This is a genomic window from Alishewanella sp. WH16-1 (assembly GCF_001441695.1).
Taxonomy (GTDB): Bacteria; Pseudomonadota; Gammaproteobacteria; order Enterobacterales; family Alteromonadaceae; genus Alishewanella; species Alishewanella agri.
On record NZ_LCWL01000024.1, the window covers coordinates 89,917 to 116,878 of the forward strand.

The window sequence follows — 26,962 nt, forward strand, 5'->3', positions numbered from 1 at the left end:
TCGTTCGAAAGCCCGGTATTTTGGCCAATTTTGAGGCAAATGCGCAAACTCGTGGTTCGCTACCGTCGAACCGCTCAGACACGCGCATTTTTAAAACCTCACAACCGGCCAAAATACCGGCTCACTTTACGGGGACCCCAAAAAGAAAACAGCTTTTTTGGACATCCATACAATCAGAGTGGTTTTCAACGAATATTTCGAAATGTATTAAATGCCTGCTTGCAACCATTCCATCGCCGCAGGGAATCGGCGCGACCAGTCCACTTCGCAGTGCCGCCCAACATCATCTTTCACCAACTTAAGATTTTCCGGTTTAAATCCCTGTTTAAGCAGCAGGCTATTTAATTGTTCGATCTGCTCGTAATTGCCATATTCCATCTGCCCTATATCAAAATATATTTTGCTATTGCCAATAGTTTGCTGCTGTTTAATGGCTTCGAATAACACATTTATTCCGTCCATATTTTCAATCGCTAAAGCCGGTGAAAATGCGGCTGTAAAACCAAAAGTGTCGCTATGCTTCAGCGCGGCATAAATGGCCATTAAGCCGCCCAGCGAGCTGCCCGCTAAACCGGTGCTGGCTGGCTGCGGATCGGTTCGGTAGCGGCTGTCGATAAAGGGTTTTAGAGTATCCTTAATCGAGCGAATCGTTAATTCTCCTTGGCCTTGTGTGGCTTTGCCATCGCGGTTTTTAAATGCCCAGGGGTTGTATTCAACCCATCGCTCAGCGCTATTGGGCACCGCCACCACAATCATTTCATCCAGATTGCCAGCACTGGTCAGCTCCTCCAATAGCTCATCAATGCGCCATTCGTCGCTGTGTGCCGTTTGAGCGTTAAAAATATTTTGGCCATCCAACATATATAAAACCGGGTAGGTTTTGTCAGTGTTGTGTTGGTAGGACTTAGGCAGATAAACGGAGATATCACTGCTGCGGCCAAATTGGGGCAGTGTAATATTTTTATGCTGTACGATGCTGCCGCTTAAACTCGGCTCGGCTGCTTTTAAAGGCTTATCGCCAGTCCAGAGCGGAATATGAACTGCCATTTCCGCATTGCCACCCGTTGCTTTATGTAGATAGGTACATTGGCTTTTTGCCATTTCGTTGGCGGGCATCCATTGCCAATTTTTGTCTTTGACCATGGTAAAAAATACATTTTTCTCGGTGATCGGAATGGTAACGCTCAGCTCCCCGTTATTTTTTATAAGTGAGTAAGCCTTGTCACCGTCCAGCTCCCAATCATTAAAACTACCGACCAGATGAATAGTGTCATTAGCAGAGTAATCAGCCGGTGGTGTCACTTTGATAGTTAAGGTCGGTGCTGGCGGATTTTTGTCGGCACATGCGCTTAGGGCTAACACAGCGGCGATGGTCAGGGTGATTTTGTTATGAGTCATGGCTCTTGTATTCCTCTACTCTTGTGGCTGTTCTGATTGTTCCACATGCTAAGCGACTTTAGGGGGGGACCCTAAGTAATTGTCATTTCAATAAATGATTGTTTGTATAACTTCTACAACCAGTTTCGCCATCAAAAGTATGTGATGTCGGCTATTGGCACAAAGCTGCATTTCTTCGCACCAGGATTGACCACATATCACACCCAAGGTTTCTAACCCACTATCGCAGGACCGACTCCGGTACGCAAGCATACCGGAGTCGTAGAGCGGGGTAGGTTTACGCTCAAAAGGTATATAATCATCATTAATAATAGCCCGAGTCGCAACCTACGATATCGTGATGAGTGTTATTCCTTGCTCACAAAAGCTAACTGCATTACTATTTGTACATCTAAGCGTACTGTAAAGAGTCAAATATGAGCCGTATCCACCTTGATAAAGATATTCAGCCCTTATCTGAATTTCGGGCTGGCGTAGCGTCATTTATTAAGCAAATCAATGAGACTCGCCGTCCATTGGTTATTACACTGCGTGGTAAAGGTGTAGCAGTTGTTCTTGACGTTGCAGAATATGAAGCAATGCAAGAGAAAATTGAGTTACTTGAAGAAATGCGTATCGCAGAAGCTCAGTTAGTTGCAGGCTTAGGTGTATCAAATAAAGATGCTCGTTCCCAAATATTGGAACGCCTTAATAGATGAAAGTACTGTGGTCACCTTTAGCATTACAAAAATTGGGTGATGCGGCAGAATTTATTGCTTTGGATAATCCGTCAGCGGCTGAAAAATGAGTAAATGAAGTTTTTAACAAAACGGATTTACTTGGATCAACGCCGGAAATTGGGCGAATCGTTCCAGAATTGCCTCACACCAACTACCGAGAAATTATTTTTGGTCATTACCGCATAATTTATAGTGTGAGTCATGAGATACGCGTTCTAACGGTAAGAAACTGTCGCCAGTTGCTGACAGAGCATGACGTTTTAAGTTGAGTGCTGTTACGGCAACCATAGTCGAGTCGGGCACCGGCACTTAACTTTGGGATTCTTTTTTGGTATCGCATGTTGCGACTCCGGTACGCAAGCATACCGGAGTCGAGGTTTGGTGTAGCGCTTAGGTAGCTGCTTGGTTTGATATCGCAGGTTGCGACTCCGGTACGACGAGCGTACCGGAGTCGTGGAGCAGAGTCTTAGAGCGGGGCAGCTTTTGCAGTTTTTCCGCTTACAGGGTTAGTTCACCGCGCAGATCTTGCTGCATCTGGCTGCGGATTTGTTCGCTGCTAAGCGGTTTGCTTAATAAGTAATGCAGCTTGGTCAGGCTGGCTTCCAGCGTCATATCAAAACCGCTGATGACGCCAACGCGGTGCAGGGCGTTGCCGGTGGCGTAGCCATCCATATTCACCTTACCTTTAAAGCATTGAGTGCAGTTAACTAACACCTGACCGCGTGCGGTGGCATCTTCCAGTACCTGTAATAACTCAGGGCGCTGTGGCGCATTACCGACCCCAAAAGATTTAATAATCAGCGCCCGTACCGGGGCGGCCAGCATATTGCTGATCACGTCGGTGGTAATGCCGGGATAGAGTGTCACCACACTGATCGGCTGCGGCGTAATATCCGCGACCTGCAGTGGCAATGGCTGATGCGGATTACTCAGTTTACCAGCCTGTAATTTGATATGGATACCCGCTTCCAGCAGCGGTGGAAAGTTAGGTGAGGCAAAGGCATTAAAGCCATCAGCATCGGCTTTGGTGGCGCGATTGCCGCGGAATAACTGGTTGTTAAAGAACAAGGCGACTTCGGCAATCGGATAATTCGCTGCCAGATAGAGGGCATTCAGCAGATTAACCTGGCCGTCCGAACGTAACTGCGCCAACGGAATTTGCGAGCCGGTGATAATTACCGGTTTTTGCAGATTTTCCAGCATAAAAGACAGCGCTGAGGCGGTATAAGCCATGGTATCGGTGCCATGCAGTACCACAAAGCCATCATACTGTTGGTAGTTCGACTGGATATCCTTGGCGATCGCCAGCCAGTGGGCGGGTGTCATATCGGACGAGTCAATCACCGGATGATATTCGTGAATATCGAACTCGGGCATTTCCGGCCGGTAAAACTCCGGCATCCGTTTTACCGTGTCGGTTAAAAAGCCCGGAACCGGAATAAAGCCGCGGGTGGATTGCTGCATACCGATGGTACCGCCGGTATAAGCGACATAGATACGTTTTCTCTGCATGTGAACCTTAAAAAAATGCCCGGTCATTGCCGGGCATTGTAATCGTTATTGGCGGGGCTGTCAGTGGATCTGACAGCTCAGACAGTAAGAGTAGATACCATTTGGATCGTTAAACTGGTTCATTAACACAAAGTCTTGTTGCACCTGCTGGCTTAACTGACGCAGCGCACGGTTTTGCATCGACTGACCGAAGCTTGGTACCCAGCCTTTGGCTTGCGCTGCACCAAACATATCCACGAACAGTTGCTCAGTGGGGCTTAGCTCCTGCTGAATCACTTTTACATCGTACTGGCTTAAGCCAGCCATCTCAGCGGCGCGTGCCACGGCGTCATCAAAGGTACCTAGCTTGTCCACTAAACCAAATTCCTGTGCCATGCGGCCGGTCCAAACGCGACCCTGGGCGACTTTATCTACTGCTTCAATGCTCATATTGCGGTTTTTACCGACCATGGTCAGGAACTCGGTATAGCCACGTTCGATCATTAACTGCATTAAGTCTTTCATCGGATCGGTTAAGCCTTTAAACAGCGGTAAGCCTGCCGAAACGCCAGCCAGTTCAGTGGTACCGACGCCATCGACATTCAGGCCCAGGGTTTTCATTGCATCTTCCAGCGTATGCATTAAACCGAAGATGCCGATAGAACCCGTAATGGTGGTTGGTGCAGCCCAAATTTCATTGGCTGGAGCAGCGATCCAGTAACCACCAGAGGCCGCAACGGCACCCATAGAAGCGATAACAGGCTTGCCAGCTTCACGTAATAAGGTGATTTCCTGACCGATCACTTCCGAGGCGAAAGCACTACCGCCACCACTGTCGATGCGCAGTACCACGGCTTTTACTTTATCGTCATGACGGGCGCGACGCAGCAGCGCAGCAGTAGAATCACCACCAATGGTACCGGCTTTAGCCGTGCCATCGATAATCATACCGCGCGCCACGACAACGGCGACTTTTTCGGTCATCGGGTTATCGAATTGCTTCGCCGGTAACACCAGCTTGCTGTAGTCGCCAAAGGTGACATGGTTGTAGGTGTTTTTGTCATTTTTACCTACTACCGCAATCAGGCTGCGGCGGAATTCTTCGCGGGTTTGGATGCTATCCACCAGTTTGTTGTCCAGGGCATACTTACTTAAGTCGCCTTCAGCGGCTGCGACTTTGGCATACAGACTGGCGAAGGTTTCATCAAAGTTATCCAGGGCAAAGCCACGACGGCCGGCAACCTGCTCTTTATACTGCAACCACAGCTCATTTAACCAGGCGATATTAGCTTCTTTCGCCTCGGGTGACATATCGTCACGGGTAAAGGGCTCCACCGCTGATTTATAAGTGCCGACCCGGAATACATGGGTATTGACCTTCAGCTTCTCTAACGCGCTCTTATAAAACATCGGGTAGCTGCCGTAACCTTCTAAAATCACTGCGCCCATTGGCTCCAGGCTGATTTGATCGGCATAGCTGGCCAGGAAATACTGGTTCTGCGCAAAGAAAGCGCCATAGGCAAACACTTTTTTGCCGCTCTCTTTAAAGTTCTCGATGGCTTTACCTACCGCCAGCATTTTATCCAGTGAGGCGCCGCCTAAACCGGACAGATCCATCACCATGGCTTGAATACGGTTATCTTTGGCAGCATGGTTGATTACCGCCACCACGTCGCGGACTAATACCTCAGGCGTTTCTTCCTGACCGCCCAGGCTTTCATTCATAATGGCGGCGAAGGGATCAACAAAGCGTTTCTCTTCAACTAAGTCACCGCGCAAGTTCAGATAAAGTGCTGACGTTTTCGCGACTTCTACCTTGTCACCGCCACTAAAGATGGCGCTGCCAATCAGAATAACGAACAGAATAAAAATAATATTCAGTACTGTAGAGCGAAAGCCTTTATAGACCGCCCAGATCGCGCCAAAGAAGCGCCGGATTAAACCTTTCTTTTTTTCAGCCATGAGGTTGTCCTATGTCCCGTATTAAAATGCAATTACACAAGGCTAATGCTAACGGCTTTTCGAATAAAGGCGAAACCGAATTTGTAAGAAAATGTTTAGCGCTTGCGAAACGGCGGCAAAGTCGCTAGAGTCTGGCTTTTACGACAGGTACGACCAGAGAGGTTTATGTGGCTTATCAACAATTATTACAACCGCTCGATCTCGGTTTCACAACATTACGCAACAGAGTCATTATGGGGTCGATGCATACTGGCCTCGAAGAAGAAAAAAACGGCTTTCATAAATTAGCAGCCTTTTATGCCGAGCGCGCCAAAGGCGGCGTTGGCCTGATTATTACCGGGGGCATCAGCCCGAACTTTCGCGGCAACCTGGTGCCCTTTGGCAGCCAGCTGAGTTTTTGGTGGCAGGTTGGCAAACATAAAGAAGTGACTGCCGCCGTGCACCAGCATGGTGCGAAAATTTGTTTGCAGTTATTACATGCCGGCCGTTATGGTTATCATCCGTTTAACGTTGCGCCAAGTAAGATTAAATCACCTATTACTCCCTTTAAACCCTCAGCTATGTCGGGTCGTCAGGTCCGCGCTACGATTAAAGACTTTGCCAATGCGGCCAAACTGGCGAAGAAAGCCGGTTACGATGGCGTAGAAATTATGGGCTCTGAAGGCTATCTGATTAACCAGTTTTTATGTCAGCGCACCAACCAGCGTACCGACGAGTGGGGTGGTAGTTTTGATAACCGTAGCCGCTTTGCGCTGGAAACCGTGCGTGCGGTGCGCGAAGCCTGTGGCCAGGACTTTATTATCATTTATCGCTTATCGATGCTCGACTTAGTCGAAGACGGTAATACCTTTGAGGAAGTCGTGGCCTTAGGTAAAGGTGTGGCCAAAGCCGGCGCCAGTATGATTAACACCGGTATCGGTTGGCATGAGGCACGGATCCCGACCATTACCACCCGGGTACCGCGCGCTGCCTTTAGCTGGATCACCGAGCGGGTGCGTAAGGAGTTATCAGTGCCGGTAATTGCCACTAACCGGATTAATGATCCGCAGGTAGCGGAAGATATCCTGGCCAATGGTCAGGCTGATTTAGTCTGTATGGCGCGACCATTTTTAGCTGATGCCGACTTTGTGAATAAGGCTGCTGCCGATCAGGCCGATTTAATCAATACCTGTATTGCCTGCAACCAGGCTTGTCTGGACCATATTTTCCAGCAAAAACGCGCCAGTTGTCTGGTCAATCCGCGCGCTTGCTATGAAACCGAGCTGAATTTTGTGCCGGCAACGCAGCGCAAAAAACTGGCCGTCGTCGGTGCCGGCCCAGCCGGTTTGGCGTTTAGTGTCTATGCCGCGCAGCGCGGCCATGAGGTGCATTTATTTGATAAATCGCATCAAATCGGTGGCCAGTTTAACTACGCCAAGCAAATTCCGGGAAAAGAAGAGTTCCATGAAACCCTGCGTTATTACGGCCGGATGCTGGAGCTGCATGCGATTAAGCTGCATTTAAATGCTGAACAAACCGTCGAGTCATTAAGCAGCGGTGGTTTTGATGAGATTATTCTGGCCAGCGGCATAGTGCCGCGGGATATTGGCTTGCCGGGCCAGGATCATCCGAAAGTGCTGAGCTATCTCGATGTACTGCGTGACCACAAAGCAGTGGGTAAACATGTGGCCATTATCGGTGCCGGCGGTATCGGTTTTGATGTTGCCGAATACCTGACTGAAGAGCACTCACTGACGCTACAACCCGATGCCTGGTTAAAAGAATGGGGTGTGGATAAGGCCTATCAGGCGCGCGGAGCCTTACTTAAGGCGGAGCCAGCAGAGCCTGCTAAGCGCAAAATCTTTTTATTGCAGCGTAAAACCAGCAAGGTCGGCTCGGGTTTGGGCAAAACCTCAGGCTGGGCGCATCGGGCTTCGCTGCAGAAAAAAGGGGTGGAGATGCTATCCGGCGTTAACTATCTGAAAGTAGACGATGCCGGGCTTTGGATCAGCATTAATAACGAAGAACGCTGCCTGGCGGTCGATAATGTGGTGATCTGCGCCGGTCAGGAGCCACTGCGGGCGTTACAGCAAGGCTTAGTTGAGCGGGGGCAGAAAGTGCATTTAATTGGTGGTGCGGATGTCGCGGCAGAATTGGATGCCAAACGCGCGATCCGCCAAGGCGCTGAGTTAGCTGCACAAATTTAAAGCGTATTCTCGATGGCAGCTGCACCATGCTGGTGCAGTTGGTCATATTTTTGTCATTTCTTTGCCCTATGTTTAGGCACCATTACCTGCTATCTTTAAAACGTTGACTGATACCTCACCGTTAGTTAACAGGGCTGTGTATAACAATCGAAAGCCTTGGTATTGCTATTGCATAGCCAACGACATCCCCGTAAAACAATATAAACCCCGGGGTTAATATAGGACGCATCACATCACAGGCAAAGCGTCGTACCAAAGTACAGCGCTAGGGGAGAAAATATGTCAGGTGTATTAACCATGATTCTGGCAGGCGGCGAAGGTACGCGCTTGGCACCATTAACCGCAGTAAGGGCCAAACCTGCAGTACCCTTTGGTGGTAACTACCGCATTATCGATTTTGTACTGAACAACTTTGTGAACTCTGATTTATTACAAATCTTTGTTATTACCCAATTTAAATCGCATTCCTTGATGAAACACCTAAGCCGGGCCTGGCGACTTGGTGGTATTACTAACCGCTTTATTGATCCTATCCCGGCGCAAATGCAAACCGGTAAGCACTGGTATCTGGGTACGGCCGATGCCATCTATCAAAATCTACACCTGATTGAAGGCCTGGATCCGGAGCATATTTGTGTGTTCGGTGGCGACCATATTTATAAAATGGATGTGCGGCAAATGCTGGACTTTCATCGCAATAAAGCCGCCAAACTTACGGTCGCGGCCATCCCGGTGCCCATTGATCAGGCACATGAATTCGGCATTATTGAGGTTGACCACGAAGGGCGGATGATTGGCTTTCAGGAAAAACCAAAAGAAAATCCTAAAACCATCCCCGGCCGGCCGGATATGGTGCTGGCGTCGATGGGGAATTATATTTTTGAAGCGAATTGCCTGGTTAGGGTGTTAAACGAGGATGCCAAGAAGGCAGACTCGAAACATGACTTTGGCCATAATATTATTCCTGAGCTGGTGCCAACCGGCGAGGTGTTCGTCTACGACTTTTCCACCAATAAAATTCGCGGTGAATCCGAGTCCAGCTCAGGTTACTGGCGCGACGTGGGTACACTGGACTCGTACTATGAAGCCAATATGGATTTGATTTCTATTGACCCGCCTTTTGATGTCTATAACCGTTACTGGCCGCTACGTAGTTATACACCACCGATGCCACCGGCGAAATTTGTCCATGACCAAGCTAACCGTACCGGGCAGGCAATCAGTTCAATGGTTGCTGCCGGCTGTATTGTTAGTGGTTCTATCGTTTATCAGTCGATACTGGGCTATAACGTCCATGTGCATAGCCACAGCTATATCGAGAAATGTGTGCTAATGGGCAATAACGATATCGGCCGTGGCTGTCGGATCCGCCGTGCCATTATCGATAAAGATGTTAAGATAGCCCCAGGCACGGTGATTGGCGAAGATATTGAAGCGGATCGCAAGCGCTTTCATATCTCGCCAGGTGGTGTGGTAGTGATCCCCAAAGGTGCGAAAGTGGGTTTTGATAACGACGTGAGCAGCAACTAAGGTTGCTGCTTTAAGCTAGAAAAGGATCTGCCTGGTGCGAATTTTGTTGTTGTGTAGTGAATATGAAGGGCTGATCAAAACCGGTGGCCTTGCCGATGCTTGTCGCGGCATAGCGCAGGGATTGGTTGATGCCGGCCATCAGGTTACCGTGTTATTGCCGCAATATACCAATCTTTACAGCCGGCCAACCGGTGAATGGCACTCGGTTTATTTTCATTTAGGCGGTCGGCCACTGGGCTGTGCGGTACGACAGTTGGCACAAGCCAGCCAGGGTGGGGTGGATATCCGCCTGCTGGAGCATCATGACTTTTTTCATCGTGAGAGGCCCTATGATGATGGTGATCAGGGTTATGCCGACAATCCGCTACGCTTTGGGTTTTTCTGTAAAGCAGCGCTGGAATGGTGCCGCCAGTATTTGCCGGATGTTGACCTGATCCATGGCCATGACTGGCAAACCGCAGTAACAGCGGCCTATTTAAAACAGCATTATGCGCAGGATCCGGTACTTGGCAGAGTCCCCTTTGTCTTTACTATCCACAATGGTGCCTATCAGTTAACGGCCGGCGCAGAGTGGTTTGGTAAGCTGGAACTGGCGCAGCAGCAGGATCACTTTCTGAATATGCTGGAGCAGGGCATTCGCTATGCGGCTAAGGTCAATACCGTCAGCCAGGGCTATCGTGACGAGTTGTTATCGGAGCCGGCGGCCAATGGTTTGGCCCGCTTATATCAGCAGCGGCAAGCTGATTTTGTCGGTATTCTGAATGGCTGCGATTATCAGCAGTGGGATCCGGCCACCGATTTAACCTTAATTAAAAATTTCGATAGCACCGATCTGAGCGGCAAAGTAGCCTGTAAACAACAGCTAAAAGCCCGGTTTCATTTACCGGCGGCCGACGTGCCGTTAATGGTAGCGGTAAGCCGGATCACCGGTCAGAAAGGCTATGACTATCTGATCCCGGCATTGCGCCAGTTTTTGGCGCTAAGTAAGGTGCAGGTGTTTATTGTTGGCAGTGGTGAGCAACATTATTGCCGGCAACTCTATCAGTTGCAGGAAGATTTCCCGGCGCAGTTCCGCTTTTTTGAGGGCTTTGATGAGGCTCTGGCACACCAGACCGAAGCGGCCGGTGACTTCTTTTTAATGCCATCGTTATTCGAACCCTGTGGCTTAAATCAGCTGTATAGTCTGAAATATGGTGCTGTGCCTGTGGTACGGTTAACCGGCGGTTTGCGGGATACCGTGATACCTTGGCCAGACCAGGCCGCAACGGGCATTGGTTTTAGTGACGTCAGTATCGCCGCTTTGTTGTCGGCGTTACAGCAAGCCGAGCAACTTTATCTGCAACAGCCAGCCTATCGGGCGGTGCAATTACGCGGTATGCAACAGAACTTTAGCTGGCAAAGCTCGGTGCAAAGTTATATTCAGCTTTACCAACAGGCGTTGACCGAGCAGTTTTCGCGGACTTAATCGCCACTTGCGCAGCGTGCTGCAAAATTGCCGTGAGTCGGACGGTTTTTTTTGATAGCCTGCGCAGCAACAGCACTCGCTATTTACAGGTAAGTTTATGGATGCATTAACTCTTCTGACCAGCCGTTATTCTTCGCCGCGCCTAACCGAGCCGGCTCCCTCAGCTGAAGCTATGGCACTGATTAAACGTGCCGCGGTGCAGGTACCGGATCATGGTGCCTTACGACCATGGCGTTTTGTCGTAGTGCAAGGGCGGGAGGCGCTGGTTCGCTTAGGCGATATTTTTGCCGAAGCGGCGATTGAAGAAGATCCTACCATTTCGCTGGAATTACAGGAGCGGGCACGGCAGTTGCCACTGCGGGCACCGATGGTGATTGTCTGTATTGCGAAGATTACCGACCATCCGAAGGTCCCCGCAGCGGAGCAGGTACAGTCCACCGCCTGTGCAGTGATGGCAATGCAGCAAATGGCCTTTGCCTTAGGTTATGGTGGTATTTGGCGCACCGGCGCTTACACTCAGTATGATTATGTTAAGCAGGCGTTTGAGCTGGCAGCAGATGATGAAATTGTTGGCTTTTTATATCTCGGCACGCCAAATGGCGAGGCACCTAATCGCACACCCTTGGATGCGGATAACTTTTTCTCTGCGTTTTAATCAGTTGGTCGGGCTGATAAATACTGTGAAGTCTGACGTTATCCCAACACTTTAAGCAGAAAAAACCCGCAAATTATTGCGGGTTTTTTCTGTCTTATCAGAATGTTCTATTCAACATTCAACAATTAGAACTCGGCATTACCCGGTGTCCGTGGGAAAGCAATTACATCGCGCACGTTACCGACACCGGTAACATAAGACACTAAACGCTCAAAGCCCAAACCAAAGCCGGCGTGTGGTACTGTGCCGTAGCGGCGTAAATCGCGATACCAGCCGTAATCTTCTTTGTTCAGACCCATCTCGTCCATGCGCTTATCCAGCATCTCGAGGCGCTCTTCACGCTGACTACCACCGATAATCTCACCGATCCCCGGTGCCAGGACGTCCATCGCTGCCACGGTTTTACCGTCTTCATTTAAACGCATATAAAAGGCTTTAATGTCTTTCGGGTAGTTTTGCATAATGATTGGCGCACCAATATGCTCTTCGGCCAGATAGCGCTCGTGTTCAGACTGCAGGTCAACGCCCCATTCTACCGGGTACTCGAATTTCTTACCGCAGGTTTTCAGAATTTCGATGGCATCGGTGTAGTCCATCCGCACAAAGCTGGAGTTCACCACCTTCTCCAGCCGGTTGATCGCATCAGCATCAATCCGCTCGGCAAAGAAGGCTAAATCGTCGGCGCGCTCGGTCAATACCGCTTTAAACACGTACTTCAGCATATCTTCGGCCAGTTGGGCGATATCTTTTAGTTCGGCAAAGGCGACTTCCGGTTCAATCATCCAGAACTCAGCCAGGTGACGGCTGGTGTTCGAATTCTCAGCACGGAAGGTTGGGCCAAAGGTATAGATCTTTGACAGCGCACAGGCATAGGCTTCACCGTTCAGCTGACCTGATACCGTTAAAAACGTCTCTTTACCAAAGAAATCCTGGCTAAAATCGACTTTACCCTGATCGTTACGTGGCAGGTTATGAATATCCAGCGTACTGACGCGGAACATCTCACCGGCCCCTTCAGTATCCGAACCGGTAATAATTGGCGTACTGATCCAGTAATAACCCTGCTCATGGAAAAAGCGATGGATGGCTTGGGCCAGACAATGCCGTACCCGGGTGACCGCGCCCATAATATTGGTGCGTGGCCGCAGGTGCGCCTGTTCGCGCAGATATTCCATGCTGTGGCGTTTTGGCGCCATTGGGTAAGTATCCGGGTTTTCTACCCAGCCAATCACCTCGACGGCGTCAGCCTGAATTTCATAGGCCTGGCCCTGGCCCTCAGAGCGGGCGATAACGCCTGAAACGATCACCGAGCAAGAGGTCGTCAAACGCTTCACTTCAGTTTCATAATTATTCAGGCTGGCCGGAGTTACGGCTTGCACGGCGTCAAAGCAGCTGCCGTCATGCACGGCCAGAAATGAAATACCGGCTTTGGAGTCACGGCGGGTGCGGATCCAACCTTTTACAGTGATTTTATCGCCAATCGCATAGCGACCGGCCAGAACATCTTTAATAACAGCATGCGTCATGCAAACAACTCCACAGGGTAGATCTGAGGGCTTCAGTCGTGGTTGAGGCCTGATTTAGTCAAAGCAGTAATGATACTTGGCGCCTTGCTGAATACAAGTAAAAAATCACGCCGATGCTAAACAGTTAACGGCTTAAGGCCGGATTAGGGCAGGGTTAGGGCGAAGTGGCTAATACCCGGATGCGAATTTGTTGCAGACTGGGCAGATAAATCAGCCGTTGGCCATCCTGGCTGACAATGACCTCGCTGTTGCCCTGAAAGTGCCGGCTTTGCATGCGGTCGGCGTCATAAACCAGAGCTTGTAGTTGCTCAGATAACAGTAGTCGTTTGCCATCTTGTTGCATGGCGATAAGTTTTAGCTTTGTGCCGCTTTGTGGCTGCAGGGAACCACTATCGTAACTGAGCCGGAAACTAAAACCGCCGCTATGCGCCTCGGCGCCGGTTTTAAGGTTACGGCCGCTAATCAGGATCGGGCTACCCCGGCTTAACGCCCGTGTGGCGGTTAACCGCCACAGCGAGCCATCGGCCAATGCCAGTTGCTGTGCTGCGCTACTACTGATTTCAGACAGCAGGTACTGCACCGGTTGTCCGGGCAACTCTTGGGCTGGTAACGCGAGGCTCACCAAACCTAGCAGCAGACACAGGCGCTTTAACATTAATTCACTGCCTGATACAGGGTTTTTATCCAGCGCTCTTCGGTAATAAAGTTCCAGTGCCAGGCTTTGAACTCGTCGCCAAGGCCCTTGGCAATCAGTTCGGCTTCAGAGACGCCTTGCTGTTTAGCAGCAGTCACCAGCGCCAGGGTTTGCTCCAGCATCGCCAGCTCTTTTTGTAGGCCGGCTTTATTAGTCAGCTCACCATGGCCCGGAATCACCTGCGTTTGCTCATCAATTTTGCTAATGACATAGCGGGTATTTTCAATATATTGCTGCACATTACCGCCGTTATTGGTGTCGACGAACGGAAAGCGGCCCTGGAACATTAAATCGCCCATATGCACAATGTTTTGTTTCGGGAACCAAATCAGTAAATCACCATCAGTATGGCTGGCCGGCATCGGCTCCAGTACCATTTCAACGCCATGATGATTAATGGTAGTTTTCTCACTGATGGTGGTTTTTGGTAGGCCCGCACGGTCGAAATTGTTGTCAGCCATCAGCCGGGTTTTCACATTGGCATGGGCGATAATATTGGCATTAGCTGCCAGTGCTGCATTGCCGCCAACATGATCACCATGCATATGGGTATTAATCAGCGTAGTGAGCTCAGCCGGGCTTAAGGTTTTTAACGTAGCGCGAATTTTATCCGCCAGCTCGGCGTATTGACTATCAATCAGTAAGACGCCATCGCTGGTTGCGACTGCGGCCATATTGCCGCCAGCGCCGGTCAGCATATAAACGCTGTCTTTCAGCGGGGTAGCGTTAACCTGCACATCGGCAAAACGGTTGGCTAAGGCGACGCTGCTACACAGTAACAGCGCGGCGCCGGTTAAGAGGCTAAGAGGTTTGGTTATTTTCATTATGGGCTCCAATAATTTATTGTGATTAGGCACAAAAACTACGGCCTGTTCAGTTATCTGGTTTACTCTAGCACGACGAGGCGACCTCGTACATCGACCAACAGAGACGGCTTAGCTGTGCACTGCTAATAGTAAAGGGCGGCATAATATAGATCAGGTTATTAAAGGGCCGGACCCAGACACCGCGCTCGACAAACTGTGCCTGTAATTTCGCCACATCCACTTTTTGCCGCATTTCCAGCACGCCAATGGCGCCCAGCACGCGCACTTGTTTTACTGTCGCAAGATTAGCACAGGGGGCTAACTCCGCGCTAAGCTGTTGTTCAATCGCCGCCACCTGCTGCTGCCAGTGCCCCTCGGCAATGATGCGGATACTCTCCAGTGCTACCGCACAGGCCAGCGGATTGGCCATAAAGGTCGGGCCATGCATTAAACCGCCGGCCGCACTTAAACTGATACCGCGGGCAATTTCAGCGCTACACAGCGTGGCTGCCAGCGTCAGATAGCCACCACTTAACGCCTTACCCAAACACATAATATCAGGGGTGATTGCCGCATGCTCACAGGCAAACAGCTTACCGCTGCGACCAAAGCCGGTAGCAATTTCATCGGCAATCAGCAGCACCTGATACTGGTCACAGAGCCCGCGTACACCGCGTAAATAATTCGGATGATAAAAGCGCATCCCGCCATAGCCCTGAACGATCGGCTCCAGAATAATAGCGGCGATGTCATTGGCAGACTGGCGCAGCAGATCACGTAGCGGCGTCAGATCGTTATCGTCAAAAGGGCCGGCAAACGCGCTCTGTGGTGCCGGCAGGAAATCATGCTGTGGCAGTAACTTACTAAACATAGTATGCATACTGTCATGCGGATCGCAGACCGCCATCGCCGCAAAGGTATCCCCATGGTAGCCTTTGCGCAGACTCACCAGCCGGGTCTTTTGGGTTTGACCCACACCTTGCCAGTATTGCAGCGCCATTTTCAGCGCCACTTCCACCGCAATAGAGCCGCTGTCGGCCAGGAAAACCTTGCTGAGATTGGCCGGTACCATCTTAAGCAGCTGCTGACAGAGTGCCACCGCCGGCTGATGGGTAATGCCGCCAAACATGACATGCGCCATCTGGCTAAGTTGGCTGCTGATAGCCTGATTCAGCCGTGGGTGATTATAACCATGCACGGCTGACCACCAGGAAGCGGTACCGTCAATCAGTTTACGGCCGTCTTCCAGCTCCAGTTCGCAGCCATCGGCCCGCACTATCGGATAAACCGGTAGTGGCGTTAACATCGACGTATAGGGGTGCCAGATATGCTGGCGATCAAAATCCAGATCTGCGCTCATAAAATAACCAGTAGTAAACTTTGGTGGCTGGTCTGCGTTGACAAGCCGGGGTTGGTCGCTAGACTAGCGGAAAAACCATTGCGGCTCAATGCTGCTACGCTGATAACAGGGATCCCCATGCAGGCCACATCTTTTCAGGTTACTCCCCGCCATAACTGGACTTTAGCCGAGGTTAACGCGCTGTTCGCCTTACCCTTTAACGATCTATTGTTTCAGGCACAGTCGGTGCACCGGGCACATTTTAATGCCAATGAGGTGCAGGTTAGCACCTTGCTGTCGATTAAAACCGGTGCCTGTGCCGAAGATTGTAAATATTGCCCGCAAAGTGGTCATTACAATACCGGCCTTGAACGTGAGCGGTTGTTAGAGGTAGAAAAGGTGCTGCGCCAGGCCGCAGCCGCGAAAGACAAGGGCGCCAGTCGCTTTTGTATGGGCGCCGCCTGGAGTAATCCTAAGCAGCGTGATATGCCGTATTTAATTGAGATGGTGCGTGGTGTAAAAGCCATGGGCCTGGAAACCTGTATGACACTGGGTAAGCTGGAGCCGGAGCAGGCGCATTCACTGGCCGCAGCAGGCCTGGATTACTACAACCATAACCTGGATACCTCGCCGGAGTTTTATGGTGAAATTATTACCACCCGCAGCTATCAGGATCGACTGGATACGCTGAGCCATGTACGCGATGCCGGCATGAAAGTCTGTTGTGGTGGCATTGTCGGTATGGGCGAAAGTGCCAATGACCGCTCGGCGTTACTGATGCAAATCGCCAATCTGCCGCTGCATCCGGAGAGTGTGCCAATTAATATGCTGGTCAAGGTAGAAGGCACACCGCTGGAGAATGTCGCCGATCTGGACGGTTTTGAGTTTATCCGTACCATCGCCGTGGCCCGTATTATGTTGCCGCACAGTCATGTTCGTTTATCAGCCGGTCGCAGCCGGATGAATGAACAGATGCAGGCGCTGTGCTTTTTCGCCGGCGCCAACTCCATTTTCTACGGTGACAAACTGCTGACCACCGAAAACCCGGCGGCGGATGCGGATATGCAATTATTTACCAAGCTCGGCATAGTGCCGGAAAAGCGCCAGGATGTGTCGGATGAAGCCCATGCGCTGGCACTGGCCGATGCCATTAAAGAGCAGCAAAATCCGCCGCTATATCATGCTGCAGGCTAAGCGCCATGCAGCTTGCCGCCATGCAACAGGCACTTGCCGAGCGCGAGGCTAAGGCGCTCAGGCGTAGCACCAGGGCACTTGGCGCCGTCTGTGGCCGGTTATTGCATGTCAATGGCCGGCAGTATCTGAATTTTTCCGGTAATGACTATCTGGGGTTGGCCAGCGAGCCCAAAGTCCAGCAAGCGCTGTGTGATGCGGTCAACCAATATGGGGTGGGCAGTACCGGCTCGCCTTTGGTAACAGGTTTTCATGCCGCGCATCAGGCATTAAGTGCTGAGCTTTGTGACTGGCTTGGTGTCGAGCGGGTCTTGCTGTTTAGCTCGGGTTTTGCCGCGAACCAAAGTATGCTGGAGTGTCTGGCCAGTGCCGATGATCAGCTGCTGCTCGACAAGCTTTGTCATGCCTCCCTGATTAGCGCCGCGCAGCAGCATCCCTCACAGGCCAAGCAGCCACTGCGGCGTTTTGCGCATAATGAGTTGGCTTCCTTAGAAAAGCTGTTACAAAAAACCGTCAGCGCCAGGCATCAGTTGGTGGTGACTGAAGGTGTGTTTAGTATGGATGGTGATAGTCCGGATTTGCCGGCTATGCTGAAGCTGTGTCAGCAGCATCAGGCCGCGCTGCTACTGGATGATGCGCATGGTATAGGCGTACTGGGGCCTGAGGGGCGCGGTACTGCGGCGGCTCAGGGGGTGGCAAACTGCGAACTGTTCTGCACCATGGCGAATTTTGGCAAAGCCCTGGGTGCCAGCGGTGCTTTTCTGGCAGCGAACAGCACCGTTATCGAATATCTGGAACAGTTTGCCAAACATTATATTTACAGCACAGCGCTGCCACCGGCACTTTGCGCGGCGGTGCACTGTGCCATCCGCTTAGTTCGCACTGAGCAGTGGCGACGTGACCTGCTACAGGACAATATCCGCTTGTTCCGACAACTGGCAGCAGAGGCCGGTTTACCGCTGCTGCATGCAGAAGAGGCGACAACAAGCTGGCTGGATCGCAGCCAGCACAGTGCCATTCAGCTGCTGCTATTAGGCGAAGCCAGTCGTGCTTTGGCACTGAGCCAGGCCTTGCAACAACAGGGGGTTTGGCTGACCGCGATCCGGCCACCGACGGTACCACCTAACAGTGCCAGGTTACGCATAACGATTAGCACCAGTCATCAGCCGGACGATATCCGGTTTTTAATCAATACCTTAAGGCAGTACTTTTAATGCAAGCTGTAATGCACGCTTCTCAGGGCGCCATCGCCGCCTGTTTTGGTAAAGCCGCGGCCAGTTATCAGCACGCGGCCCGTTTACAGCGTCAGGTGGCCTATCAGGCGCTGGCCGATTTAACGGCTGCCGGTTCGTTTACAGGCACAACACTGGGCAAGACGCTCGATTTGGGGTGCGGCCCGGGTTGGCTGCATCCGGAGTTAGCACCGCATACCGAAACGCTGACTGCGCTGGATTTTAGTGCCGGCATGCTGGCGGCTGCCAAGGCTCAGGGGCAGGCGGCGCATTATCTGTTAGCCGATGCGGCGGCGATCCCACTGGCTGATGCCAGTATCAATACCGTATTTTCCAGTTTAATGCTGCAGTGGTGCCCTGAGCCAGCTCAGGTTCTGCGCGAAATTAGCCGGGTACTGACGCCAGGGGGCCGGGCTGTGGTCACGACTTTAGTTGCCGGCACCCTTAGCGAGTTGCAGACTGCCTTCGCCGCCGTGGATCAGCACCAGCATGTGCAACATTTTTTACCCCTCAATGCACTCAGCACCGCCGCAGAGACCTCAGGCGCGAGCTGGCAAGTGCACAGCTATCAGCTTGACCTTAACTACCCGGATATCTTTGCGCTGGCAAAAGAGCTAAAACAATTGGGTGCCAGTTATATTGCCCATCGTGGGCGGCAGGGGTTAACCGGCAAGGGTTACTGGCAACAGGTTGCGGCGGCTTATCCCAATGCCAGTGCCACAGGTTTAACGGCCAGCTATCAGGTTGCGGTGTTACAGCTTAGCAAGCCATGCAGGGATTAATGATGAGTCAACACTGTTTTTTTGTTACCGGCACTGATACCGATGCCGGTAAGACCTATGTCAGTGCCTTATTGTTACAAGGCTATGCTGCTTTGGGCATTGCGGCGCTGGGTGCGAAACCGCTGGCGGCGGGTGCAGAGCAGGCGGCGGATGGCAGTCTGCAAAATAGTGACGCGTTACTGCTACAGCAGCATTCTGGTATCGCGTTACCTTATGCGCAGCATAATCCGGTGTGTTTAGCCGAACCAGCCGCACCGCATCTGGTGGCCGCGGCCGCCGGTATCAGGCTGGATGAGCCACAACTGACTGCACATTTGCAGCAGTTACAGCAAACTCAGGCACAGCGCATTTTAATCGAGGGTGCCGGTGGTTGGTTATTACCCTTATCGGAAAAGCGTTATCTGGCAGATTGGGTGTTAGAGCAGCAGTTGCCGGTGGTGTTAGTGGTAGGCATTAAGCTGGGCTGTTTAAATCATGCCATGCTTACGGTGCGGGAATTAGAGCGCAGTGGCGCCAAAATCCTTGGTTGGGTCGCCAATATTATCAGCCCGGATATGCTGTACCTGGCACAAAATATTGCGGACTTAACGCAGCGTATTCAGGCGCCGTTGCTGGCTACTGTGCCTTATGCCGCTGTCGCTAAGCCGGAAATCGCGCTTCAGTTAGCGGCAGCCTTAGAACAACAACTGACTTAGGCCGTTGTGAGTGCTTATGTTTACTTACACGTTTTACCTGACTTTTCATATTTTTTGCCGTAAAACGGCAACCAGAAATTGAATTCAGGGTCTATGCCCATATATACAGGTGCAGTAAATCTTAAGGGGATGTATCGATGAAACGGGTGTTGTTATTTCTGGCAACTAACTTAGCGGTGATTTTAGTTCTGAGCATTGTATTAAATATCGTGTTCAGCTTTCTGGGAATAGACCATAGCAGTATCGGCGGCTTACTGGTGTTTGCCGCGATTTTTGGCTTTGGTGGCTCCTTTATCTCGTTACTGATGTCTAAGTGGATGGCTAAGCGCTCTACCGGCGCTGTGGTGATCACTCAGCCGCGCAATGCCACTGAGCACTGGCTGATGAATACCGTGGCCAAGCAAGCGAAAGCGGCAGGCATTGGTATGCCGGAAGTGGCGGTCTATGACTCGCCAGAAATGAATGCCTTTGCTACCGGGGCTAACCGCAATAACGCGCTGGTCGCGGTGTCGACCGGCCTGCTGCGCAATATGAGCGAAGATGAAGTCGAAGCGGTGTTGGCACATGAGGTGTCTCACATTGCCAATGGCGATATGGTGACGCTGACGCTGATCCAGGGCGTGGTGAATACCTTTGTGATTTTCTTAGCGCGTTTAATTGCCGGTGTTATTCGTAACAACAACCAGCAAATGGGTCAGTTGGCGTATTTTGCCATCGTTATCGTACTGGAAATGGTATTTGGTATTCTGGCCAGCATCATTGTGATGTGGTTCTCGCGGCAGCGAGAATACCGGGCTGATGCCGGTGCCGCTCGTTTAGCCGGTGCCGGTAAGATGATTAAAGCGCTGGAGCGGTTAAAGTATAACCATGAAAGCCGCCTGGAAGGCAGTATGATGGCCTTTGGTATTTCCGGTAAGAAAGCCAAATCAGAACTGTTCTTAAGCCATCCACCGCTGGAAAAACGCATTGCTGCGTTGCAAAACAGCCGTCAGTTCTAATTTTTCGCTCTGACAAACACCCCGCTTGTTGGGGTGTTTGTTTTTCTGCAGAGGTGCCAACATGTTACAGCAAACCCCATTTTCTATTCTTGAACTGGCTCCAATAAGAGATAACGGTGATGTTTCTGAGGCATTGCATCATGCCTTGGCTTTAGCTCAGCATGCGGAAGCGCTCAATTTCAATCGATTCTGGGTTGCAGAGCACCATAATATGGATGGTGTTGCCAGCTCGGCAACGGCAGTGCTGTTAGGTTATCTGGCGGCCAACACGCAACGAATTAAGCTTGGATCCGGTGGAATTATGTTGCCGAATCACGCGCCTCTGGTGGTGGCCGAGCAGTTCGGTACCCTGGCTACCTTATATCCGAATCGTATCGAGCTGGGACTTGGCCGGGCGCCCGGAGCAGATCAGTATACGGCGGCCGCCTTGCGACGGAGCCGTGATGGTAGTGCTGACGACTTCCCGGAAGATGTCGCTGAGCTACAACACTATTTGGGGCCAAGGCAGCCAGGCCAAAGAGTCATTGCTGTGCCTGGCATGGATACTCAGGTACCTATCTGGTTGCTTGGTTCCAGTTTGTTTAGTGCTCAGTTGGCGGCTTATCGTGGCTTACCTTATGCTTTCGCGTCTCATTTTGCGCCACGTTTTCTGCAACAAGCCATTCAGTTGTATCGCGATAATTTCAGACCCTCTGCGGTGCTGGCCAAGCCCTATGTGATGATTGGCGTTCCTTTGTTTGCTGCAGACACCGATGAGCAGGCACATTATCTGGCAACCACGGCTTATCAACGGATCCTTGCCTTGTTTCGCGGACAATCATTGCAAATGAAACCTCCTGTCGCCTCGATGAATGGTTTATGGCAACCCCATGAGCAACGAGCAGTAGAGGAGTTTTTAGCGATGGCAGTTATTGGCGGGCCAGACCAGGTTAAAACGGGTTTAGAGCGCATCTTGCAGCAAACCGGGGCCGATGAGCTAATATTTACCTGTGATTTTTATCACTTTGCAGACCGTAAGCGTAGCTTTGAAATTGCCGCAATGCTAAAACAGTAACCGGAATAACCGCACCCTTGCAGGTGCGGTATCTCATCACACCTTACGCACAAACTCCGACTTCAAACTCATGGCGCCAAAACCATCAATTTTGCAGTCGATATCATGATCACCTGATACCAGCCGGATATTCTTCACCTTAGTGCCAATTTTAACTACTGCTGAAGAGCCTTTGACTTTTAGATCTTTAATTACTGTAACGGTATCGCCGTCCTGCAGCAAGTTGCCGGCGCTATCGCGGATCTGTAAGCCTTGCTCACTGGCGGCACTCTCTGTCGCAGACCATTGATGGCCACAAGCCGGACAAAGTAACAGCTCGCCATCCTGATAGGTGTATTCAGCCTGACAATTGGGACAGGCGGGTAAGGTTTGCATACAAGACTCCAACTTGGAAAACCGCGCATTATAGTTGATAGTCTCAGGCTTGTCCTGTCAGTATTTAGGCGCTTTATCTTCGCTATTCAGCTAAATGCCGCGCTGAGACCGCCGCGGCGCGGATAATTTGTTATGCTGCCGTTTCGCTTTGTTTGTCTCGCACTTTGCAGGCTAAGTTGAGGAGAGCTTATCTATGACCCTGGCGATGATTCCGGCACCCACTATCGCTGCTTTTAATCCACCGCGGCGTATTTTAATGGGCCCCGGGCCTTCTGATGTGTATCCGACTGTACTGGCAGCGCAGAGTAAACCAACCGTCGGCCATTTGGATCCGCTGTTTGTCGGCATGATGGATGAACTGAAACAACTGCTGCAATATGCGTTTCAAACCCGTAATGAGATGACGCTGGCGATTTCCGCACCGGGTTCAGCCGGGATGGAAGCCTGTTTTGTTAACTTAGTGGAACCGGGTGAGAAAGTGATCCTTTGTCGTAACGGCGTCTTTGGTGAGCGGATGCGGCAGAATGTCGAGCGCTGCGGCGGTATTGCCGTGACGGTTGATCATAGCTGGGGCGAACCGGTCGACCCGGCTAAGGTTGAAGATGCGTTGAAACAGCACCCGGATGCACGCTTTCTGGCCTTTGTGCATGCGGAAACCTCAACCGGGGCGTTATCAGATGCCAAAACGCTCTGTGCGTTGGCCAGGCAGTATGGTTGTTTGAGTATTGTGGATGCCGTCACTTCACTTGGTGGTGTCGAGCTGCGCGTGGATGACTGGGGTATTGATGCCATTTATTCCGGCAGTCAGAAATGTTTGTCTTGCGTACCGGGTTTATCACCGGTGTCTTTTTCGCCGGCTGCAGTGGCAAAAATCAAAGCACGTAAGACGCCGGTACAAAGCTGGTTCCTCGATCAAAGCCTTGTAATGTCCTATTGGAGTGGTGGTGCTAAACGGGCTTATCACCATACCGCGCCGGTTAATACGCTGTATGCGCTGCATGAGTCGCTGCGTTTATTAGCCGAAGAAGGCCTGGAGCAAGCCTGGGCCAGACATCAGGCAATGCATCAGCAGTTAAAGCAGGGATTACAATCACTGGGTATCGACTTCGTGGTGGCTGAACCATACCGTTTGCCGCAATTAAATGCCATTTATATCCCGGTCGGCGTGGAGGATGCCGCAGTGCGCAGCCGCTTGCTTAATGACTATAATCTGGAGATTGGTGCTGGCCTTGGCGATCTGGCCGGTAAAGCCTGGCGCATTGGCCTGATGGGCTTTGGCGCCCGGCGCGAAAATGTGGCGCTGTGTTTACAGGCACTGAGTGAAGTTCTGCGTTAGTTCGGGTTGATGGTTAGCAACAAGCCAGCGTTTCAGTGCTGGCTTTTTTTATCGTTTTTTCCGGGCATTTGAGCAGCTGTGACTACCCGTGGTAGCGGCATTCTGTTAGTTTCTGGCTATTAGAATAACAATATAACAGCAATGAGGTGTCAACCATGGCTATCAGCCGCCGTTTCCCGCTAACCGTACTCTCTCTGTGTTTTGCTAGCTGCTTTAATCCGGCCTTGGCCAGCTCAGCAAGCGAAGGCTACTATCGTTTCCCTGCTGTGCAACAAAATCAACTGGTGTTTACCGCCGAAGGCGACATTTGGCACAGTGCTCTGGATAAGCAACAGACACAACGACTGACTACGCATCCGGCACTGGAGCGCGAGCCGTTGCTGGCACGCGATGGTCAGACTCTGTATTTTATTGCCAATTACGATGGTGCCGATGAGATTTATCAGTTGCCGCTGAGCGGCGGCACTGCCACGCGTTTGACTTTTGAAAATAGCCGGGTTCGCTTGCAGCAAACCTTAAGCGATGGCCGGGTGTTATATGCCACCGATAATACCGTTGGCCCGGTTAATTATTGGCAATTGAAATTACTTAATCCGCAAACCGGCATCGCTACTGTGTTACCGCTGGCCGATGCGAATAGTGGTCAATTGGATGAAAGCAGCAATACGCTGTTTTTTACCCGCTTTGGTTTACATCTAACCGGTGACAACGCCAAAGTTTACCGCGGTGGAGCCATGGGCGAGCTGTGGCGTTGGACGCTGGGCTCAAATACAGAAGCCGAGCGGATGTTGCCTGAGCATCAGGGCTCAATTAGCCAGCCACAGCTGTGGCAAGGTCGACTGTATTTTATCAGTGATGCCGATGGTAATACGAATATCTGGTCGGTTGCGCTCAACGGGCAGGATTTGCAGCAGCACACCCGCCAGCAAGACTGGCGTATTGGCCGCTTATCGGTCAGCGACGGCAAGGCGGTCTATCAGCTCGGCGCTGATCTGTATCAACTGGATTTAGCTAGCAATCAAACGCAGCCAGTAAAACTGCAACTGGCGTCCGATCGTTTACAGCAGCGGGAGCGTTGGCTGGAGCAGCCATTACGTTACCTGACTGATGTCACGGCCAATGCCAATACCAAACAAGCCGTGTTAACTGTGCGAAGTCAGGTGGTGCTGGTCGGTCAGGGCAACAGACGCACGGTGCAAATCGCCACGCCGGAGGGGAGTCGTTCCCGGCAAGCGTTGTTAAGTCATGACGGTAGCTGGGTCTATGCCATTAACGATGCCAGTGGTGAAAATGAAATCTGGCGCTTTGCGGCCGATGGCTCTGCTCGCTCAGAGCAACTGACAAAAGATGGCAGCACCTTTCGCTGGGGCTTACATCTGTCGCCGGATGGCCGTTATCTGGCGCACGATGATAAAAACGGCGATCTCTGGTTGCTCGATTTACAAAACGGCAGTAACCGCAAAATTTATCAGCAAGGCTGGGGCCATTCCCCTTATGCCGATGTGATCTGGTCGGCGGATAGCCAGTTACTGGCTTTTACCCTGAATCATCAGCAGCGACCGCGCAGTCAGGTGGTACTGTACAGCCTGGCGGAGCAGCGCAGTGAAGTGTTGACCAGTGATAAGTATGAGTCTTATGCGCCGGCCTTTAGCCCGGATGGGCTCTGGTTGTATTTCTTATCTGACCGCCAGTTCCGCGCCACCCCTTCCAGCCCCTGGGGCGACCGTAACCTGGGGCCGATGTTTGATAAAAGAGCAGAAATCTTTGCCCTTAGCCTGAAAACGCAGGCCTGTTTCCCCTTTGCCGCGGAGCAAGAACTGGTGACCTGCGACAATAAAGCCGCAACCGACAGCCAGCAAGGGCGGCGAGGGCAGCGTATCGACTGGCAGGGATTAAACAGCCGGCTGTGGCAAGTGCCGCTGGACGCGGGTAATTACCGTAGCCTCAGTTTGAATAACGAGCGCTTATATTTATTAAGTCGCGAGCAAGGAGATAATGCCGCGACCCTGATCAGTGTCAATATCGCTAAAACCGGGGTTAAGAGCAGCAATCTGACCAAGGGTGTGGCGGGTTATCAGCTTTCTGCTGATGGTAAACAATTGTTTATTCAAAAAGCCGGTCAGAACAATAGCGGTGAGCTGCTGTTGGTGCCGGCAAGCGATAAGTTACCGACTGAGCTGAGTAATGCCCGCTTTAATACCGCGGCGTTGCGGCTTGCGATATCCCCTGTGATTGAGTGGCGGCAAATGTTTAATGATGCCTGGCGTATGCACCGCGATTTCTTGTTTGATAAACAAATGCGCGGTCTGGATTGGCAGGCCACGCGCGAAAAGTATGAGCCATTATTACAACGCGTGACCGATCGCTATGAACTGGATGACCTGCTGTCACAAATGATGGGCGAGCTTAATGCCTTGCACTCACAGGTTCGTGGCGGTGAATATCGCGAAGATCCGGTAGCCCCGGCTGCAGCCAGCCTGGGTGCGCGTTTAAGCAATCAGGCTGATGGGGTACGGATTGAACATATCTATCAGACGGATCCGGAATTACCGGCGCAGGCCGCGCCGCTGGCCAGGCCCGGCGTGGCGATTCAGGTTGGTGATGTGATCACAGCGGTTAATGGCCAAAGCATCAGCAACCTCGCCGATCTGACCACCGCACTGCGTAATCAGGCCGGTCGCCAGGTGTTGCTGGCAGTGCTGCGGGGCAATAGTCGGTTACAAAGTATTGTCGAGCCAATACCGGCTGGTCAGGAAGCGATGCTGCGCTATCAGGATTGGGTACAACAGAATCTGCAAAAAGTCAGCAGTGCCTCCGCTGGTAACTTTGGCTATCTGCATCTGAATGCGATGGGCCCGGCGGATATTGCCAATTTCGCCCGTGAGTTTTATGCCCAGTTCCAGAAAGACGGCCTGATTATCGATGTGCGGCGTAACCGCGGCGGCAATATTGATAGCTGGATTATCGAAAAGCTGTTGCGTCGCGCCTGGTCGTTTTGGCAGCCAACGCATGGTGCCCCCTATACTAATATGCAACAAGCGTTTCGTGGTCATTTAGTGGTATTGGCCGATCCTTTAACCTATTCCGATGGTGAAACTTTCTCTGCCGGAGTGCGGGCCCTGGGTCTTGGCCCGGTAATTGGCCAACGCACCGCCGGTGCCGGGGTGTGGTTATCCGGTCGTAATTTACTGGCGGATCGTGGCGTGGCGCGGGTGGCAGAAACCCCGCAATTCGCAATGGACGGCCGCTATATTATCGAAGGCTATGGGGTCGAGCCGGATCTGCTGGTAGTAAATTTACCTTATGCCAGTTTTAACGGTCAGGATGCGCAACTGGAAGCCGCCATCAACTATTTATCGCAACAGCTGCAACAGCAGCCGGTACAGCCACTAAGAGCAGCACCGCTGACACCAGCCATTGCGGAAGATATTAAACGCTGATTAGGCTTGCTTTTTTAACTTTCGGGCGTATCTTGAATACAGGCGGCTTGCGCTGAGTGTGGGAATGGCAGCGGCGTAAACCGTCCCT

General features: G+C 51.5%; 21 protein-coding genes and 1 pseudogene. 14 read left to right on the plus strand and 8 right to left on the minus strand.

Features of this window, described 5'->3' with window-relative positions; translation table 11 throughout:
• Nucleotides 1–207 precede the first annotated feature (207 nt).
• Nucleotides 208–1,398 carry an alpha/beta hydrolase gene (locus tag AAY72_RS02895; protein WP_057785522.1) on the minus strand — a complete coding sequence of 397 codons (1,191 nt, stop codon included), beginning with the start codon at nucleotides 1,396–1,398 and terminating at the stop codon, nucleotides 208–210.
• 416 nt (nucleotides 1,399–1,814) lie between these two features.
• On the opposite strand from AAY72_RS02895, the gene AAY72_RS02900 reads away from it, so the two are divergent.
• Nucleotides 1,815–2,096 (plus strand): type II toxin-antitoxin system Phd/YefM family antitoxin, encoded by a 282-nt coding sequence (locus AAY72_RS02900; protein WP_057785523.1) that lies wholly within the window; start codon nucleotides 1,815–1,817, stop codon nucleotides 2,094–2,096.
• 104 nt (nucleotides 2,097–2,200) lie between these two features.
• A pseudogene (locus AAY72_RS16880) lies at nucleotides 2,201–2,386 on the plus strand (type II toxin-antitoxin system RelE/ParE family toxin); the annotation flags it as partial.
• Between the two features lie 229 nt (nucleotides 2,387–2,615).
• On the opposite strand, the gene ansA reads toward AAY72_RS16880, so the two are convergent.
• Entirely contained in the window at nucleotides 2,616–3,629 is a 1,014-nt protein-coding gene (ansA, locus tag AAY72_RS02910; RefSeq protein WP_008983598.1) for an asparaginase, read from the minus strand.
• A 60-nt stretch (nucleotides 3,630–3,689) separates the two neighbouring features.
• Nucleotides 3,690–5,570 (minus strand): signal peptide peptidase SppA, encoded by a 1,881-nt coding sequence (sppA, locus tag AAY72_RS02915; protein WP_057785524.1) that lies wholly within the window; start codon nucleotides 5,568–5,570, stop codon nucleotides 3,690–3,692.
• Nucleotides 5,571–5,737: 167 nt separating this feature from the next.
• Between sppA and AAY72_RS02920 the strand changes: the two genes are divergently transcribed.
• From AAY72_RS02920 to AAY72_RS02935, 4 genes are all read left to right on the plus strand, one after another.
• Nucleotides 5,738–7,756, plus strand: a complete 2,019-nt coding sequence (locus AAY72_RS02920; protein WP_057785525.1) for an NADPH-dependent 2,4-dienoyl-CoA reductase — start codon at nucleotides 5,738–5,740, stop codon at nucleotides 7,754–7,756.
• Between the two features lie 279 nt (nucleotides 7,757–8,035).
• Nucleotides 8,036–9,286 (plus strand): glucose-1-phosphate adenylyltransferase, encoded by a 1,251-nt coding sequence (gene glgC, locus AAY72_RS02925; RefSeq protein ID WP_057785526.1) that lies wholly within the window; start codon nucleotides 8,036–8,038, stop codon nucleotides 9,284–9,286.
• Between the two features lie 34 nt (nucleotides 9,287–9,320).
• Nucleotides 9,321–10,751 carry a glycogen synthase gene (locus AAY72_RS02930; protein ID WP_057785527.1) on the plus strand — a complete coding sequence of 477 codons (1,431 nt, stop codon included), beginning with the start codon at nucleotides 9,321–9,323 and terminating at the stop codon, nucleotides 10,749–10,751.
• 97 nt (nucleotides 10,752–10,848) lie between these two features.
• The gene (locus tag AAY72_RS02935; protein WP_057785528.1) at nucleotides 10,849–11,406 is read left to right on the plus strand and encodes an NAD(P)H nitroreductase; all 558 of its coding nucleotides are present in this window, start codon (nucleotides 10,849–10,851) and stop codon (nucleotides 11,404–11,406) included.
• A gap of 125 nt (nucleotides 11,407–11,531) precedes the next feature.
• On the opposite strand, the gene asnS is transcribed toward AAY72_RS02935, so the two are convergent.
• The 4 genes from asnS to bioA form a co-directional block, all read right to left on the minus strand.
• A complete protein-coding gene (gene asnS / locus AAY72_RS02940) occupies nucleotides 11,532–12,932 on the minus strand; it encodes an asparagine--tRNA ligase (RefSeq protein WP_057785529.1) in 1,401 nt (466 codons plus the stop codon).
• Nucleotides 12,933–13,086: 154 nt separating this feature from the next.
• Entirely contained in the window at nucleotides 13,087–13,587 is a 501-nt protein-coding gene (locus AAY72_RS02945; protein WP_057785530.1) for a hypothetical protein, read from the minus strand.
• Complete coding sequence (locus tag AAY72_RS02950) at nucleotides 13,587–14,450, minus strand: MBL fold metallo-hydrolase (protein WP_057785531.1); 864 nt, start codon at nucleotides 14,448–14,450, stop codon at nucleotides 13,587–13,589. Before AAY72_RS02950 ends, AAY72_RS02945 begins: the two co-directional genes overlap by 1 nt.
• A gap of 67 nt (nucleotides 14,451–14,517) precedes the next feature.
• On the minus strand, nucleotides 14,518–15,792 hold the full coding sequence (bioA, locus tag AAY72_RS02955; RefSeq protein WP_057785532.1) for an adenosylmethionine--8-amino-7-oxononanoate transaminase: 1,275 nt from the start codon (nucleotides 15,790–15,792) through the stop codon (nucleotides 14,518–14,520).
• Between the two features lie 117 nt (nucleotides 15,793–15,909).
• Here bioA and bioB point away from each other — a divergent pair, with 117 nt between their 5' ends.
• The 6 genes from bioB to AAY72_RS02985 all read left to right on the plus strand — a co-directional run bounded on the left by bioB (nucleotide 15,910) and on the right by AAY72_RS02985 (nucleotide 21,723).
• Nucleotides 15,910–16,965, plus strand: a complete 1,056-nt coding sequence (bioB, locus tag AAY72_RS02960; RefSeq protein ID WP_057785533.1) for a biotin synthase BioB — start codon at nucleotides 15,910–15,912, stop codon at nucleotides 16,963–16,965.
• Nucleotides 16,966–16,970: 5 nt separating this feature from the next.
• Nucleotides 16,971–18,176 (plus strand): 8-amino-7-oxononanoate synthase, encoded by a 1,206-nt coding sequence (locus AAY72_RS02965; RefSeq protein ID WP_057785534.1) that lies wholly within the window; start codon nucleotides 16,971–16,973, stop codon nucleotides 18,174–18,176.
• Nucleotides 18,176–18,976: a methyltransferase domain-containing protein gene (locus tag AAY72_RS02970; RefSeq protein WP_057785535.1), complete on the plus strand. Its 801-nt coding sequence runs from the start codon at nucleotides 18,176–18,178 to the stop codon at nucleotides 18,974–18,976. Before AAY72_RS02965 ends, AAY72_RS02970 begins: the two co-directional genes overlap by 1 nt.
• 2 nt (nucleotides 18,977–18,978) lie before the next feature.
• Nucleotides 18,979–19,671, plus strand: coding sequence for a dethiobiotin synthase (gene bioD, locus AAY72_RS02975; RefSeq protein ID WP_057785536.1), 693 nt, complete (start codon nucleotides 18,979–18,981; stop codon nucleotides 19,669–19,671).
• 137 nt (nucleotides 19,672–19,808) lie between these two features.
• Nucleotides 19,809–20,669: a protease HtpX gene (gene htpX, locus AAY72_RS02980; RefSeq protein WP_008608463.1), complete on the plus strand. Its 861-nt coding sequence runs from the start codon at nucleotides 19,809–19,811 to the stop codon at nucleotides 20,667–20,669.
• Nucleotides 20,670–20,730: 61 nt separating this feature from the next.
• Nucleotides 20,731–21,723, plus strand: coding sequence for an LLM class flavin-dependent oxidoreductase (locus AAY72_RS02985; RefSeq protein ID WP_057785537.1), 993 nt, complete (start codon nucleotides 20,731–20,733; stop codon nucleotides 21,721–21,723).
• Nucleotides 21,724–21,759: 36 nt separating this feature from the next.
• Here the strand turns inward: AAY72_RS02985 and AAY72_RS02990 are convergent, their stop codons facing one another.
• On the minus strand, nucleotides 21,760–22,098 hold the full coding sequence (locus tag AAY72_RS02990; protein WP_057785538.1) for a zinc ribbon domain-containing protein YjdM: 339 nt from the start codon (nucleotides 22,096–22,098) through the stop codon (nucleotides 21,760–21,762).
• 205 nt (nucleotides 22,099–22,303) lie between these two features.
• Here AAY72_RS02990 and AAY72_RS02995 point away from each other — a divergent pair, with 205 nt between their 5' ends.
• Nucleotides 22,304–23,434: an alanine--glyoxylate aminotransferase family protein gene (locus AAY72_RS02995; RefSeq protein ID WP_057785553.1), complete on the plus strand. Its 1,131-nt coding sequence runs from the start codon at nucleotides 22,304–22,306 to the stop codon at nucleotides 23,432–23,434.
• A gap of 155 nt (nucleotides 23,435–23,589) precedes the next feature.
• The gene (locus tag AAY72_RS03000) at nucleotides 23,590–26,874 is read left to right on the plus strand and encodes a S41 family peptidase (protein WP_057785539.1); all 3,285 of its coding nucleotides are present in this window, start codon (nucleotides 23,590–23,592) and stop codon (nucleotides 26,872–26,874) included.
• Nucleotides 26,875–26,962: the final 88 nt, after the last annotated feature.

Excerpts from the sequence above, each read along its gene's own strand:
- AAY72_RS02995 (WP_057785553.1), top strand. The coding sequence starts at position 22,304 with ATGATTCCGGCACCCACTATCGCTGCTTTTAATCCACCGCGGCGTATT.
- bioA (WP_057785532.1), bottom strand. The coding sequence starts at position 15,792 with ATGAGCGCAGATCTGGATTTTGATCGCCAGCATATCTGGCACCCCTAT.
- AAY72_RS02985 (WP_057785537.1), top strand. The coding sequence starts at position 20,731 with ATGTTACAGCAAACCCCATTTTCTATTCTTGAACTGGCTCCAATAAGA.
- AAY72_RS03000 (WP_057785539.1), top strand. The coding sequence starts at position 23,590 with ATGGCTATCAGCCGCCGTTTCCCGCTAACCGTACTCTCTCTGTGTTTT.
- bioD (WP_057785536.1), top strand. The coding sequence starts at position 18,979 with ATGAGTCAACACTGTTTTTTTGTTACCGGCACTGATACCGATGCCGGT.
- asnS (WP_057785529.1), bottom strand. The coding sequence starts at position 12,932 with ATGACGCATGCTGTTATTAAAGATGTTCTGGCCGGTCGCTATGCGATT.
- AAY72_RS02935 (WP_057785528.1), top strand. The coding sequence starts at position 10,849 with ATGGATGCATTAACTCTTCTGACCAGCCGTTATTCTTCGCCGCGCCTA.
- AAY72_RS02970 (WP_057785535.1), top strand. The coding sequence starts at position 18,176 with ATGCAAGCTGTAATGCACGCTTCTCAGGGCGCCATCGCCGCCTGTTTT.
- AAY72_RS02990 (WP_057785538.1), bottom strand. The coding sequence starts at position 22,098 with ATGCAAACCTTACCCGCCTGTCCCAATTGTCAGGCTGAATACACCTAT.
- AAY72_RS02965 (WP_057785534.1), top strand. The coding sequence starts at position 16,971 with ATGCAGCTTGCCGCCATGCAACAGGCACTTGCCGAGCGCGAGGCTAAG.
- glgC (WP_057785526.1), top strand. The coding sequence starts at position 8,036 with ATGTCAGGTGTATTAACCATGATTCTGGCAGGCGGCGAAGGTACGCGC.
- AAY72_RS02895 (WP_057785522.1), bottom strand. The coding sequence starts at position 1,398 with ATGACTCATAACAAAATCACCCTGACCATCGCCGCTGTGTTAGCCCTA.
- AAY72_RS02950 (WP_057785531.1), bottom strand. The coding sequence starts at position 14,450 with ATGAAAATAACCAAACCTCTTAGCCTCTTAACCGGCGCCGCGCTGTTA.
- htpX (WP_008608463.1), top strand. The coding sequence starts at position 19,809 with ATGAAACGGGTGTTGTTATTTCTGGCAACTAACTTAGCGGTGATTTTA.
- ansA (WP_008983598.1), bottom strand. The coding sequence starts at position 3,629 with ATGCAGAGAAAACGTATCTATGTCGCTTATACCGGCGGTACCATCGGT.
- bioB (WP_057785533.1), top strand. The coding sequence starts at position 15,910 with ATGCAGGCCACATCTTTTCAGGTTACTCCCCGCCATAACTGGACTTTA.
- AAY72_RS02900 (WP_057785523.1), top strand. The coding sequence starts at position 1,815 with ATGAGCCGTATCCACCTTGATAAAGATATTCAGCCCTTATCTGAATTT.
- AAY72_RS02945 (WP_057785530.1), bottom strand. The coding sequence starts at position 13,587 with ATGTTAAAGCGCCTGTGTCTGCTGCTAGGTTTGGTGAGCCTCGCGTTA.
- sppA (WP_057785524.1), bottom strand. The coding sequence starts at position 5,570 with ATGGCTGAAAAAAAGAAAGGTTTAATCCGGCGCTTCTTTGGCGCGATC.